General features: G+C 44.2%; 8 protein-coding genes. 4 read left to right on the top strand and 4 right to left on the bottom strand.

Annotated features, from left to right (window positions below):
- Window positions 1-112: 112 nt before the first annotated feature.
- The 4 genes from BLR60_RS14105 to BLR60_RS14090 are packed head-to-tail and all read left to right on the top strand — an operon-like array spanning window position 113 to window position 6,358.
- Window positions 113-3,178, top strand: coding sequence for a SusC/RagA family TonB-linked outer membrane protein (locus BLR60_RS14105; RefSeq protein ID WP_090500915.1), 3,066 nt, complete (start codon window positions 113-115; stop codon window positions 3,176-3,178).
- Between the two features lie 10 nt (window positions 3,179-3,188).
- Window positions 3,189-4,862, top strand: a complete 1,674-nt coding sequence (locus BLR60_RS14100) for a RagB/SusD family nutrient uptake outer membrane protein (protein ID WP_090501000.1) — start codon at window positions 3,189-3,191, stop codon at window positions 4,860-4,862.
- Window positions 4,863-4,898: 36 nt separating this feature from the next.
- Window positions 4,899-5,222, top strand: a complete 324-nt coding sequence (locus BLR60_RS14095) for a hypothetical protein (RefSeq protein ID WP_090500913.1) — start codon at window positions 4,899-4,901, stop codon at window positions 5,220-5,222.
- 29 nt (window positions 5,223-5,251) lie between these two features.
- Window positions 5,252-6,358, top strand: a complete 1,107-nt coding sequence (locus BLR60_RS14090) for a glycoside hydrolase family 88/105 protein (protein WP_090500911.1) — start codon at window positions 5,252-5,254, stop codon at window positions 6,356-6,358.
- 157 nt (window positions 6,359-6,515) lie between these two features.
- Here the strand turns inward: BLR60_RS14090 and BLR60_RS14085 are convergent, their stop codons facing one another.
- The 4 genes from BLR60_RS14085 to BLR60_RS14070 all read right to left on the bottom strand — a co-directional run bounded on the left by BLR60_RS14085 (window position 6,516) and on the right by BLR60_RS14070 (window position 14,537).
- Window positions 6,516-8,789 carry a GH92 family glycosyl hydrolase gene (locus BLR60_RS14085; RefSeq protein ID WP_090500909.1) on the bottom strand — a complete coding sequence of 758 codons (2,274 nt, stop codon included), beginning with the start codon at window positions 8,787-8,789 and terminating at the stop codon, window positions 6,516-6,518.
- 284 nt (window positions 8,790-9,073) lie between these two features.
- Window positions 9,074-12,301: an error-prone DNA polymerase gene (locus BLR60_RS14080; protein WP_090500907.1), complete on the bottom strand. Its 3,228-nt coding sequence runs from the start codon at window positions 12,299-12,301 to the stop codon at window positions 9,074-9,076.
- Window positions 12,302-12,351: 50 nt separating this feature from the next.
- Window positions 12,352-13,809, bottom strand: a complete 1,458-nt coding sequence (locus BLR60_RS14075; RefSeq protein ID WP_244155662.1) for a Y-family DNA polymerase — start codon at window positions 13,807-13,809, stop codon at window positions 12,352-12,354.
- A complete protein-coding gene (locus BLR60_RS14070) occupies window positions 13,809-14,537 on the bottom strand; it encodes an ImuA family protein (protein WP_090500905.1) in 729 nt (242 codons plus the stop codon). Before BLR60_RS14070 ends, BLR60_RS14075 begins: the two co-directional genes overlap by 1 nt.
- Between the last annotated feature and the right edge of the window lie 170 nt (window positions 14,538-14,707).

The raw sequence follows: 14,707 nt of genomic DNA, 5'->3' as shown, positions 1-14,707 counted from the left end.
CTTTGATACCAGGAAACCAGATATAAAAAACCTGCATCACTGCTTTATTTATTTCGCTAAGCCAGTAATGCCCATTTATGAGGTTTCGCGCATTCAATAATTTTAACCAAATATGAGATATAGAATTCTACCTAAAAGAATTATAGTCATCACTTTTTTGCCTGTCATGATATTGGCCATTTTCACTACAGCAAACGCCAGCAATAATGGTATGGCTGCTGTGGAGCTGAATATAAAACCTGGATTTGCTGTCCTCAGCCCGGCTGATATCAGCATCACCGGTAAGGTAACAGACGAAAAAACAAAATCACCGATACCCGGCGTTTCGGTTAAGGTAAAAAATGGAGCCACCACTGCTGTAACAGATGAAAACGGGGTGTACAAAATCAGTGTACCTGATGCGCAAACGGTGCTGGTATTTTCTTATATCGGTTATGATGTACAGGAGGTAACGGTCGGTAATCTGAAGAATATCAATGTGGTGTTAAAGTCGGCACAGGCCAACCTGGATGAGGTGGTGGTGGTGGGTTATGGAACACAGAAAAAAGCAGATGTGACCGGATCAGTCGTGCGGGCAAATCTTGATGATTTTAGAAATGCACCCACCACCAATGTGGCCAATCTTTTACAGGGAACGGTACCAGGGTTAAACGTGGGGCAGGTTAACCGTGCAGGTGCCACACCAGGCATCAGCATACGTGGGCAAAATACATTGGGCGGCAACCAGAACGTGCTGATTATTCTGGATGGGGTACAATATAACGGATCCTTGACTTCGATTAATCCGGATGATATCGCTTCTATTGACATCTTGAAAGATGCGAGTGCCACTGCAGTTTATGGTGCACAGGCGGCGAATGGTGTAATCCTCATCACCAGCAGAAAAGGTGCCATCGGCCGGACCAGAATTTCATTTTCTACCCAATACGCCACCCAAAAACCTAATATTGATTTAAAGCCAATGGCGAGGGATGAATATTTAGATCATATTAAATATCTATATTACGATGAAGCCTTTCTTGCGCCCGATTTTACCAGGCCTAATCCTGCATTTAATCTGGTAAGCAAAGTAGATGCTTCCATGAAAGATGCACAGGGCAATCTGCTGCCTAACGATTTCAGTTGGTATGATGAAGCCACTAAAACAGGTTCAATAGTGGATAACCAACTCAGCGTATCAGGTGGAACGGATAAAATTAATTACCTTTTATCAGGCAGTTTAACGCGGAATTCCGGTTTTATTAATAACGATGTTTTCAAACGGAAAACCATCAGGGCGAACATCGAGACCAAAGCGACAGACTGGCTGACCATCGGCCTGCAATCGTTTGGTACTTTTGTAAATGAAGATGGCGTAGAGCCAAATTTTGTGGATATTAATCTCATGTCGCCATTAATTCTGCCCTGGGATAACAACGGGAACTTTAAAATCAATCCTTTCAATACCAATGTGGTTAATCCGTTACTGAATTACCAGGCTAAAGATTACGACCGGCACAATTATTTTTTTGCCAATGTTTATGGTAATGTACAACTGCCCGTTAAAGGCCTGAGTTATAAAATCAGTTTTGGTAATAATTACCGCCTCGATTTTAAAAATATTTCGAACATGTACGATGCCAACCTTACCGGGCAGGCCTCAAAAGAAAATACCACCTATTATGATTATACCTTTGATAACCTTTTAACCTATAATAAAGCGGTTGGTAAACACAGCTTTACCGGGACTTTGCTATACGGTGCCATAGAACGTGATAACAGTTATACCAGGGCTTACTCAACAGGTTTTTCGAGGTTAACCCTTGGTTATGATAACCTGCAACAGGGTACCAACCGCTTTGCCATATCCAATGCATGGAAGGAAACGCTGAACTACCAGATGTTCCGCCTCAATTACAATTACGACAGTAAGTACCTGTTTACCGGTACCGTTAGGAGAGATGGCTTTTCGGGTTTTGCAGAAAACAACAAATACGGTATTTTTCCATCCATATCAGCTGGTTGGGATATTTCTAAGGAACCTTTTTTTAAGGTTAGCTGGGTAGATATCCTCAAATTTAGGGTAGGCTACGGCGTTGCCGGAAATCAGACCACAAGATATTCATCTCTTGCCAACGTGGGCGTAAGTGCCTCCTATGTTTTTGGTGATGGCGGTTCTACACAATTTGGTCAGCAGGTAAATTCCTTATCCAATCCGGATTTAAAGTGGGAGCGTACCACGGGCGCCAATTTAGGTCTTGAATTTACTCTGTTTAAAAACAGGTTATCGGGTGTAATCGATTATTACGATACCAAAACAACCGATCTCCTTTACTCGGTTAATATTCCGGTAATTACGGGTTTTGGTAACATCCTGACGAATATTGGGCAATTGAACAATAAAGGTATCGAGCTTTCCCTAAACTCGAAAAATATTAACAGCAATGAATTTAAATGGACATCTTCCTTAAATTTTGCAAGGAACATAAACAAAGTGGTTAAGCTATTGGGCGATCTTAACGGCGATGGTGTTGAAGATGATCTTCCACAAAGTGGTCTTTTTATCGGTCGGCCCACTGCTGTAATTTACGATTACCAGGTAAACGGAATCTGGCAGGTAGGCGAAAAAATTCCCACCGGTTATTCTCCGGGCACTTACCGCATTGTAGATCAAAACGGCGACGGGGTAATCAATGCGAGCGATAGAGCGGTATTGGGATCATCAGCCCCGGCCTACAGGATCAGTTTGCTGAACAATTTTCAGTACAGGAACTTTACCTTAAGTATATTCTTAAATTCAGTTCAGGGAGGAGACAAGTCTTACCTTGCCGGCAATACCGCGCGGCTGATCAGAGATGATAATTCCATCAGAAATAATTACCTCAGCGGCATTGATTTCTGGTCGCCAGATCATCCCAATGGCAAATATCCCCGTTCTATTGTTTCCGCAACTTTAAACCCACCACTTTTTCAGAACCGCAGTTTTGTAAGGCTACAGGATGTTTCGCTCTCTTATAAATTCAGCGGAAAACTGATTGAACATATGAAACTGCAAAACCTGAATGTATTTGTAAGTGGAAGCAACCTGGCTACCTGGACCAAGTGGGACGGTTGGGATCCTGAAACCAACCAGGGATTGACCAATGATGGGAGGCCTGTGTTTAAAGGCTATTCTTTAGGTCTTAATGTTACATTTTAAAAAAAAAGCGATGAAAAAGATAACTTTTACAATTATAGCTGCTGCCCTCATCATAACGTTTTTCTCTTGCAAAAAATCTTTTTTGGACGAAGAACCGCTGGATTTTCTAAGTACCTCAAATGCCTACAATAATGTTAAGGATTTTGATGCTGCCGTGAACAATTTATATAGTCGGGTAAGAAGCGAGTTTTATAACAGTGGTGAGCAACGGCCTTTCGATTATGTTTTTGGCTGTGATCTTGTTTTTGATGGTCAGCCGTCTATAACAAGGCATACCAATATGGTTGCAGCTTATTCGCCATTGAGTACCGAAATTCCTTTGATTCATTGGACATCCCTTTACAAGATTGTTGCGGAGTCTAACACCATTATCGATCGTATTCCTGCTTCGGCTTTGTCTCCTGCAGACAAAAACATAATGGAAGCCAAAGCGAAATTTTTCAGGGGCTTGGCTTTCCGTACCCTCGCTTATTTGTACGGTGGTGTACCTTTAAATACCACTGAGGTGGTATCTCCTAAAACAGATTATGTACGTGCACCTAAAGCCGCGGTATTGGAGCAGGCCATCAGCGACCTTAAATTTGCTTCATCGAATTTGCCTGCCATCAACCTGGTACAGGATGGGGAAATCAACAATCTTGCGGCTTACCATCTCCTGTCAGAAGTTTACCTGGCGGCCGGGCAGTTTCAAAATGCGGTAGATGCAGCTTCTACCGTAATCAGTAACCCCAATGTTGGCCTGATGACGACCAGGTTCGGGGTGAAAGCTTCAGACGCTACAAAAAATGTGTATTGGGATCTTTTTCAGCGCGGTAACCAAAACCGAAAAAACGGAACCAACAGGGAAAGCCTTTGGGTAATCCAGTTTGAAACCGATGTACCCGGCGGTGGGACCGTTTCTACAGGTATTGGCGGCTCTTACCAGATGGAAAGGCATTTTGCCCCACAGTTTCTCACTTTCAGGCTTGCCGGAAGTAGTATTCAGCCATTTTTATACCCCATTAGCGATTATAGCGGTGGTAGAGGAATCGGTTGGGCAATACCCACCAGATATTTTTCGGACGTGATCTGGCAGAGCGATTTTAACAACGACTTTAGAAATGCACCATTCAACTTTGTGCGCGAATTTAAGGTAACTAATCCGGCACATCCACGCTTTGGGCAAACCATATCCACTATCAACCCGCCAGCGGGGATTACAGTACCGCGAAGAGATTTTTATGCTTTTCAATCAAAAGTAACCACCCCCGGCGATCATCCTGACGGGATGTTTCAGGATAAATCGCAGCTGCTGCTTAAAGCGAGTGCAGGTGGAACCTATGCTGATCAGTATATGTTCAGGTTGGCAGAAACCTACCTGCTCAGGGCCGAAGCCTATTTAGGTTTAAGCCAGCCTGATAAAGCTGCGGCTGATATTAATGTGGTACGCGCCAGGTCAAATGCATCTCCCGTATTGCCTGCCAATGTAAACATTGATTATATTTTAGATGAACGGATGCGTGAGCTGGGATCGGAAGAGAAAAGAAGGATCACCCTGATGAGGCTCGGTCTGGTTTACGATCGTGTAAAGAAATGTAATCCTTATTATAACGATGTACTTACCACTTATAACCTGTGGCCTGTTCCTGCTTCAGAAATTGAGCGCAACAATGGGGCAAGACTGGAACAGAATCCTGGCTATTAATAATAGGCTTACCTGCAAAACGTGAAGCTAAAAAAAATGGAAAAAGCGGTTGAAAAAATACAAGTCCTGGTTGATCTGTTCGGTTATGGCATTGTAGAATTGAAAGTAGCCTATTGCCTTGAATTTTTCAGTTTACCAACCAGGGCTTACAGTATCGAATGCCACATTGTTCATTTCGATGCCACACTGTATTCCTGGCTTTATTCACCTGATTTTAAATTCGTTTTTTCTGAAATTGAAGGAGGCGCAGGCCATGCGATATGCTTTGGCGACGCTGGACCAAAAAAAAATATTTATTATCAGACCATGCTGAACGTAATAGCTGATTATATTTTTTTAAAAGAAAAAATTTTCCACTAAAAAAAATGATGACCAAAATATAAACGTATATGTGTAGAAAATCAATTGCCTTATTTTTACTCTTAATTACCAGTAAATTCCTGTTTGCCCAGCACAATCTATTAAAGGATTTTCCGGAAGGATTTGGACCAGAGGAAGTGGGAAAACGCTTAGCGTACCGCTTTCCTGATAGAAAACATATGCTCCATGCTGGTAAATGGATCAGCTATCCCGAAACCTTTAATTGGACAGGGGCGCTTCGATATGCCAGATTAACAAAGGACACCAAGCTCTTATCTCTTTTGGAAGAAAGGTTTGAGAAACTCACTTCGCAGGAAAAACAGCTTTTACCGGTTATGAACCACGTTGATTTAAATATGTTTGGCAGCCTGCCTTTAGAACTCTATCTGATCACTAAAGACAAGCGTTATTTTGACCTCGGCATACCCTATGCAGATACGCAGTGGACGCTTCCGCAAAATGCTGATCAAAAGCAGAAAGAATGGGCAGACAAAGGGTTTTCCTGGCAAACCCGCCTATGGATCGATGATATGTATATGATTACCATCGTGCAGGCTCAGGCCTATAAAGCCACCGGCAACCGGAAATACATCGATCGTGCTGCTCGTGAAATGGTACTTTATCTGGATGAATTACAACGCCCTAACGGCCTTTTCTACCATGCACCCGATGTGCCGTTTTACTGGGGGCGTGGCAATGGCTGGATGGCCGCAGGCATGACAGAGTTGTTGCGTTTACTACCGAAAGACAACAAGGACCGCCCGCGGATCCTGAAAGGTTATAAAACAATGATGAAAAGTTTGAAAGATTACCAAAGGCCAGGTGGTATGTGGAACCAGTTGATTGATGAGCCAGATTGTTGGGCCGAAACATCAGGATCAGCCATGTTTACCTATGCGCTGATTAGCGGAGTGAAACAGGGTTGGCTGGATAAACAGGAATATGCAGCTGTGGCCCGTAAAGCCTGGTTGGCATTGGTACCTTATATCAATGAGAAGGGTGATGTTACTGAAGTATGTGTAGGTACAAACAAGAAAAATGATAAACAGTATTATTACGATCGCCCGAGGAGCATAGGCGATATGCACGGACAGTCTCCATACTTATGGTGTACTTTCGCTCTTTTGGAAAAGTAAAGTTTTGTGTGCTGTATTTGGTACTACTCAGCCCCCTCTCATAGGGCTGGTTGGCGCACATTGCGATAATCCTGGGGCTTGTCCCCAGGTTATCTTAATTATTTCCTCGCGAGACATTGATTTGCTATTTTTATCTGGCTTTAAGGCCCTTAATCTTCTATTTCGCAGGCATTTTAAATGATGGAGGAATAGCGCTGTCGTCAGCAGCCCATAATTTATTTGGGCGTTTTCCCATCACCAGTTCCAGTTTACCACCTTTCATCAGATCTGCATGGCTAAACCAGGATTTGTTCCATGGTATGCCGTTTAATTTTGCCGATTGGATGTATTTGTTTTCCGGAGCATAATTTAAGCAGGCCACTTCAAATTTTTTGCCCTTTCCGATATCGATTTTTACGTTGGCAAATGTCGGACTGCCAATTACATACATCGGAAGCCCGGGTGTAATGGGATAAAACCCCATTTGAGAAAAAACGACAAAGGAAGTTAAACCGCCGCCGTCTTCATCGCCGGGAATGCCCATTAGATCGTTGCGGAACCACTGCGTTAATAAACTGCGTACTCTTTTTTGTGTGCGCCAGGGCTGGCCTGCATAGTTATATAAATAGGGGATATGCATGGCAGGCTCATTGCCCATCGAAAACTGTCCGACGTTGCCCGTATGGTCTGGCAACTGGTGATAAAAATCAAATCTGCTTTTGCCAAGTGGGGTATTGTACATTTTTTCAAGTTCGTCAACAAAAGTCTGTTTGCCGCCGATCATGTTTACCAGATCGCCGATATTATGCAAAACATCCCATCTGTAAAGCCAGCCATTGTTTTCATCATAAGTTTCGCGTGCGCCAAGTCCGCCCGAAAAGCGGTAATCCAGGTTTTCGATAAATTTGCCATTGGCATCCTTTGGGTGGAAAAAACGGGTATCCGGATTGAATACGGTATGGTAGCTTTTGCTTTTATCCAGAAAGTAATTTGCCTCATCAGTTTTACCCAGCTGTTGGGCGATATTTCCCAAACACCATTCGTCATAAACTGTGCCCAGGGTTACCGCTATGGGTTGACGTTTTTCAAAGCCATGTACTTCTGGCGCGGTCTCTTTTTCACCTGCACGTAAAGCCGGGAAATAGCCATTGTCTTTAAAAAACTGATCCAGTACCCCCGCTTTTTTAGACGACCATGGCGACAGGGTTTTTTCGGTAATGCCTGCCTTACAGTATCGGTAAGCCTCATCCAGATTAAAGGTTTTTAGTCCTTTGTTATAAGCATCAATGATAGTGGCTACACCATGGTTGCTGTTCATTCTGCGGCTGTCTCCCGTAACTTCAGGGAAAGTTGGCATCCAGTGATCGTCCATTTGTTCTGCCATGCGCAGATAGGAATTAATCATATCACCCTCCATTTTTGGCTCAATAATTACGCGCAGCGGATGTGTGGCTCTGTAAGTATCCCAGATCCAGTCATCAGTAAAAAACGGTACGCCATTGTCGCTGTGCACTTTTCCATCAAATGCGCTGAAATATTTTCCATCTTCTGATAAACTGATCATGCGTTCGTAAGTCCGGTAAAGCGAGGTATAAAAAATCGTTTTTGCCGTTTCATCTGTACCCTGTACCATAATCTTTCCAAGTGCAGCATTCCAGATATTTTTTCCGGTCTGTGCTACCTGTTCGAGATTATAATCCCTGATTTCGCGTTGCAGGTTTTTTTTGGCTTGTTCTATACTGATAAATGATACCCCATAACGTGCTTTTACCTGTTTGATTTTTGCAGCATATTTTAAAATCAGATAAGCATTTCGGCCAGAGGTACTTTGCATTTTAACATTTATTCCATCATCCTGATGTGTACCAGAGGCACTTGGTTGTAAATCAGTTTCGAGGTAAATGTAAACTTTGGTGTTATTGCCGAGTTTTTGAAATCCGCTCACCACATTTCCGTTTACTTGCAGTGATCCGTCTCCTGTATTCAGGATAAGGTAGGCGGGACGATTGGTATCTGTAAAATTTATCGCGTAAATTCCAGACTGGTGCGAAGGGGCAAACTGTACATTAATGCCATAATCATCCAGATCTACCGCATAATAATAAGGTTTGATTACTTCATTGTCATATCCGTAAGGAACGGTACTTTTGGCGTTTTTTAAATCGCCCTGGAAAGGACTCAGGTTAAAAGCTGAACTGCCCCTGTGGCTGGTAACCACTATTGGTAAGCCATTTATGGTGTTGGACGTAAAATTATCACGTTCAGGATAAACCCGGAGCATGCTATTAGGCAGATGAACGGTGGGGTAGGTTGGAACCAGTAAATGGCTGATGTTTCCGATGTATGGGTTAACATAATCTACAGGTTGTTTTCCCATCTGTGCATCTGCAAGATTACTACATATGGTAACCAGTAAAACCGAAAGTATTAAACTGTAAAGGTATTTTTTCATATTTGAAATTTCCGTAGAGGAGGCAAACTTAATATTTTTTGAAAAAGATAAGGGATTCGTTCCCGCTTCTGAATGTATTATTAATGATGGATCGAATAAAGTTTTAAAGATATTAGTAAAACGATTTATTAAACATCATCAAAATTACATTAAAATCAAAAAATATCAGGTGTAATTTTAGGCTTTTAGGTGGGGTAGAACTGAAAACCTTTTTTAACAAAATCTTCGCATGGCGGCAGTTAAACCCTGACGAAGATTTTCCTTTAAGGCTATCAAAACGGAAACTATTTAAAATTCCTGGCCGGAGGGAAAACTGTTCCATCTGCCTGCTCTCTTTTCTGTGTACGTTTGTTTTCGGCTGGAAAAGGGGCGCGTTCATCCGACCTTGAAAGTGTTAGCAAAGGGAGTTCTTCCTGTCCTGCATCAGTTAGCCCTTTCAACAGCTTCGTTAGATCGAAACAGCGTTTAACGATGACGTGTACCACCTCACCCTCACGCTGCAGTTTTCCTTCAACCATCAGAAGCCTGGCGCCCAGGATTTCCTTTCGGTATTTTTCAAAAAGATGTTGGAAAACAACCAGGTTAGCTACGCCTGTTTCGTCTTCCACAGTGATAAAACAGACTCCACCAGCAGTTCCAGGCCGCTGGCGTACCAGTACAAGCCCGGCAACTTTTACCAACCTTCCATCCCAGGATGCTGCGGTTTCTTTGGTAGAAAAGATATTTAGCAAATTCAGCTTTTCACGTACAAAACTCAGGGGATGTGCTTTGAGAGATAGTGCTGTAGTGGCATAATCCTGTACTACATGCTCAGCGCTACGCATCAGTGGCAGTGATAACTGTGGCTCTTTTTCACTTTCAGAGGTTTGTTTTTCGAATAAACCAACAGGGCGGTCTGCCAGTGCCGAAACCTCCCAAAGTGCCTGTCGCCTGTCTACTCCCAGCGAACGGAAGGCATCTGCATCAGCCAGTATTTCCAGCGTATGCTGTGATACTCCGGCATCCATAATTTCATGTATTCTGCTATAAGAGGAAGTTCTTCCTTTAATCAGCAATTCCATTTCTTCTGTGGCAATCCCCTTAATCTGGCGAAAGCCCAGGCGAATGGCATGGTATTCTCCACTTTTTTCCTCTAATAGATTGTCCCAGGCCGAATAATTAACATCTATCGCACGAACCTCCACACCGTGGTTCCTGGCATCAATCACAATCTGTGCCGGTTGGTAAAACCCCATGGGCATACTGTTGAGCAGTGCCGCCGCAAAAACATCAGGATAAAAACATTTCAGCCAGCAGGATACATATACCAAAAGCGCAAAGCTCGCAGCATGGCTCTCTGGGAAACCGTAACTTCCAAAACCTTCCAGCTGTTTGAAGATGCGTTTGGCAAAATCCTCACTATAGCCGCGTTCCAGCATCCCGTCGACGAGTTTTTTTTCAAACTGGTTGACCAGGCCCTTAAACTTGAAAGTGGCCATGCTGCGCCTTAAAGCATCTGCCTCGGCCGGGGAAAAACCTGCCGCTACTATGGCAATTTTCATCGCCTGCTCCTGGAACAAAGGCACACCCTCCGTTCTTTTTAATATTTCTTCCAGTTCTGGTGAGGGGTATTCAACAGCCTCTTCCTTATTCCTTCTTCTCAAATAGGGATGTACCATATCTCCCTGAATGGGTCCCGGGCGTACAATGGCCACCTCGATTACCAGGTCATAAAAACACTTGGGGCGTAAACGTGGCAGCATAGACTGCTGTGCCCGGCTTTCGATCTGAAAAACACCAATCGTATCTGCATTGCTGATCATCTCATATACCTTAGGATCTTCCTTTTCGTTAATATTGGCCAGGGTTAAATCAAGATTGTAATGCTTTTTAGCCAGATCAAATCCTTTGCGGATGCAGGTGAGCATGCCTAGCCCAAGCACATCGATCTTCAAAAAACCCAACGCATCAATGTCGTCTTTGTTCCATTCTATATTGGTACGCTCTGCCATACGCGCATTAATAATGGGGCAGAGGTCGGTCAGTTTTCCTTGTGTAATCACAAATCCACCCGTATGCTGGCCGAGTTGGCGTGGAAAGCCCATCATTTGCCCGGTGAGCTGCAATACCTTTTTTAAAAGCGGATCTTTGGGGTTAAGTCCGGCTTCCAGTATCCGCGCCTCTTCAAACCACTCATCGGTAAATTCCCATATTGCCCCAGATAGCTTAGCTACGGTATCTGCTGAAAGTCCCATGGCCTTACCCACATCGCGTATCGCACCTTTTTGATGCTGCTGGGTTACGGTGGCCACTATGGCCGCCCGGTCGCGGCCGTATTTCTGATAAATATACTGGATCACCTCTTCCCTGCGTTCATGCTCAAAATCCACATCAATATCCGGCGGTTCATTTCTTGCTGAAGAGATAAAGCGCTCAAAAAGAAGGTCGAACTTGGTGGGGTTGACCGAAGTAATGCCCAGGCAGTAACAAACAGTAGAATTGGCCGCAGACCCACGGCCCTGACATAATATGCCTTTTGAACGGGCAAACCTGACGATATCATATACGGTAAGAAAATAGGAGGCATAGTTCATTTCCTCCATGAATTTAAGCTCATACCGAATGTTGGCCGCAATTTTTTCCGGAATTTCTTCCCCGAACATCTCCCTGGCGCCTTTCCACGAAAGATAGATGAGCTCCTCCTGCGGGGATCTTCCATCGGTCGTAGTTTCTTCCGGATAAACATATTCCAGGCTGTCGAGTGAAAAATGGCAGCACTCTGCCAGTAATACACTGTTGGCTATCGCCTGCGGATACTGCCGGAAGAGCCTGGCCATTTCTGCCTGGTCTTTTAAATGCCGCTCTGCATTCTGGTGGAGCAGCAATCCGGCGTTCTGAACTGTGCATTTTTCGCGGGTACAGGTTAGTATATCCTGCAGTTCGCGCCGATCAGGATGATGGTAATGTACATCGTTAGTGGCAATGAGTGGAATATCCAGCACCTGCGATAACTGGTTTAGCCTGAACAGTCTTTTGTGGTCATCTCCGGTATAACCCATTGTTGCCGCTAAGAACAGGTTATTAGCCAGTTTTTTTCTGAAATCTGCCAGTTGAGCTTTAAAGTTCTCCTGATAATCGAACATTGAATTCATTTCATCTGGAGGAATTACGATAAACTTTATTCCCTCACAATGTTCAAACACATCAGCCTGATAAAGGTGGCAGCTGCCTTTTTCTGCCCGGCTATTGCCTAGGCTCAGCAGGGCAGAAAGACGACAATAGGCCGCCTTGTCTGTTGGGTAAGCCAATAACGACGGGCCATCCAGTATATCAAGCCTGCAGGCTGGAATCAACTTGATAGCGTGGTTTCTGGCTGCTACATGTGCACGCACAATTCCTGCCAGGGTGTTGCGATCGGTGATGGCGAGCTTGCGGTAACCCATGGCTGCCGCCTGGTCGATCAGTTCTTCCGGGTGTGAAGCCCCCCTGAGAAAACTAAAATTACTGGTTACCTGAAGTTCTATATATTCCATTTTATTAAGCAAAAAAACCGTGTATAAACCATTGGGAGGCTTTCTCTGAACTATAATGCCCCCGACCTGAAAAGCCAGTAGCGTTTTCCATCTGCATCTTCCAGTTGATAGTAATCGCGATGTTCGCCTTTTTCCAGCCACCATTCGCGTTCAATGCGCTCCGGCCCGTCTGCCTTTTTCACCTGATGGGTAACGCCCTGATAGCGAAACAGCATTGGCGGATAATCCGGGATAGGTGCCGTAACCTGAACAGGCTCTGGTACTTTGAGTAACTGTACCGGGCGTAAGCGGTCGGTACGCCAGGGTAAAGAAAGAGGTTCAGTAATGGAATCCACTTTTTTAATGGATCGTTCCGGCCAGTGATGAGGCTGTGGTAAATAGCGCTGAATAACCTGGGCACCCAGTTTTCCAGCCAGCCTATCCAAAAGTTCAATGACCTTTTGGTTGCCCATACTTTTCTCTGTCATCCATAAAGCTTCCTGACCCGGATCCAGCTGATCAAACCTAACCGCATCCATGGTGAAAAGCTCAATACCCATTTTGGGCTCGATATTATCGATCTGGAGTGAAAACAGCTTGAAAAGATGGCTCGTATTGATACTAGGACTATTGGTGCCTATTTGGGTTTTAATTACCCGGCCGTCTATCCGGTAGCTTTGTAACAGGGCCGAACGTATGCCCATTCCATCCCTTTGCAAGCTGGCACAAAGGTTAGACAACAGTTTTTCTATGGCGATTTCAATCCCTTTCCGGGTTCTGATCGGCTCCATACTGGCCAATCTTTCGCTATAAACTTCGGGGATCGTAATCGGTGAAAAATAATCTTCCTTTTGCCCTAATACCTGCTCAATTCTTTCCATACTGTCTTCTCCGATCCGTCTGCGCAGTACCGATCGGGGCATGGAAATAAAACTGCCAATGGTCTTCAGTCCAAGCTTGATCAATTTTTGACTGGCTATGATCGAAATGCGGAGCGCCATTGGAGGTAAAGGCAGAAGTGCTGTTAGCTCTTCACCACTTTTAATAATGGGAGAAACCTTTCCATAACGAGATATGGCCCAGGAGGTGCCCATGGTATCTGAAATAGCAGCCCTGGCGGCATAGCCAAGCCCACGTAGGCGGTTAACGATTTCGCGCAGATATGCGCTTTCGCCGCCCCATAGATGGGAACAGCCACTGATATCCAAAATCAGGCCCTGATCTTCCTCCACAGCCACCAATGGTGTGTAACGGATACACCACCTGCCAAGCGCTTCTAATAGTTTTTTGGATTTGTGGCATTGGTTTTCAATAACTTCCAAATCAGGAGCAATCGCCCTGGCATCAGCCAGCGGCATTCCTAAATGGATACCGAGCAAAGTAGCTTCTTTACTGGCAGCGGTAATAACCATTCGGTTACCGGCCTTATCTGAAAAAACAAGCGGCAGATCTTTTAATCGTGGGCACTTAATGCGGATCCAGTCGGTGAGCAGCGTAGAAAACCATATGGACATGTATCTTTTCTGCATTACACCGCCCTCCTGATTTTCAAACCATCAAAAGGTACCTGGGTTACCGGTCTGAAAGCTCCTGATGCATATTCGATCATCCAGTTGCCCGGTATGCCGTTTTTAACTTTAAGCAGCTCAACGTGCCACCTGGCGAAACCTAGTCCGGGTAGTCCATCAATGGCTGCACTCGGCATAGCTGATATGCGCCACCTGGAGGCCGCCAGGGTAGAACTGAGCTTTTCAGCATTTTTTCGGATCACAAAAGCGGTAACCCTGCTTTTTTCAATCACCAGTTGAAGTCTCCTGCTTTGCGCAAAACTGATTTCATCCAGTTCTGTAACCACTGCAGCCAGGCTTTCGCACTTTAGGGCCTCCTCACTGGCCCATAAAACATCTCTTTCACTTTGTAGGTCAATAAAAATGATGCGTTCGGGCGACAAGCCAAAAGTGATGAGCGAAGCGGGAAAGATTTTTCGTTGGGTACTAATCCAAAGGCAAAGGCCACCTTTTTTCATCAGGGCAGAAAGAAGTGCCGAGATAAAACCCCCACTCGCAGCAGCATCTTCCAGGTTTGTGGCTAAAAATTCATGAAGGGCAGCCAATGGAAATACATTGCCCGGGAAAGCCGTAGAAATTATGCCCAGTCCAAAGTCTATCGCATCAGCATTCCTTTCACGCTTAAAGCCCTGAAGATTCAGGATCTGTTCCTGAAGTTTGCTAATGATCTCCTTTTTAACTATAGCCATATCCACTTTTTTCCTGGTGAATGATAAAATAATACAAACACCTTAAGGTAAAATTAATACTAAAAATATTAGTATTATGAATTGTTAACAAAAATAATTGATAATGGTTTTAAATGTGTCATGAACTGGTTTTAAGTCATAATAAATGTTAATAAATACTAATTTATTTA

The organism is Pedobacter terrae (assembly GCF_900100705.1).
Classification (GTDB): Bacteria; Bacteroidota; Bacteroidia; order Sphingobacteriales; family Sphingobacteriaceae; genus Pedobacter; species Pedobacter terrae.
This window is presented reverse-complemented; position numbering and strand designations above follow the sequence as displayed.

Coding starts and splice junctions, on each gene's coding strand:
- BLR60_RS14105 (WP_090500915.1), top strand. CDS start 113: ATGAGATATAGAATTCTACCTAAAAGAATTATAGTCATCACTTTTTTG.
- BLR60_RS14095 (WP_090500913.1), top strand. CDS start 4,899: ATGGAAAAAGCGGTTGAAAAAATACAAGTCCTGGTTGATCTGTTCGGT.
- BLR60_RS14085 (WP_090500909.1), bottom strand. CDS start 8,789: ATGAAAAAATACCTTTACAGTTTAATACTTTCGGTTTTACTGGTTACC.
- BLR60_RS14100 (WP_090501000.1), top strand. CDS start 3,189: ATGAAAAAGATAACTTTTACAATTATAGCTGCTGCCCTCATCATAACG.
- BLR60_RS14075 (WP_244155662.1), bottom strand. CDS start 13,809: ATGCAGAAAAGATACATGTCCATATGGTTTTCTACGCTGCTCACCGAC.
- BLR60_RS14090 (WP_090500911.1), top strand. CDS start 5,252: ATGTGTAGAAAATCAATTGCCTTATTTTTACTCTTAATTACCAGTAAA.
- BLR60_RS14070 (WP_090500905.1), bottom strand. CDS start 14,537: ATGGCTATAGTTAAAAAGGAGATCATTAGCAAACTTCAGGAACAGATC.
- BLR60_RS14080 (WP_090500907.1), bottom strand. CDS start 12,301: ATGGAATATATAGAACTTCAGGTAACCAGTAATTTTAGTTTTCTCAGG.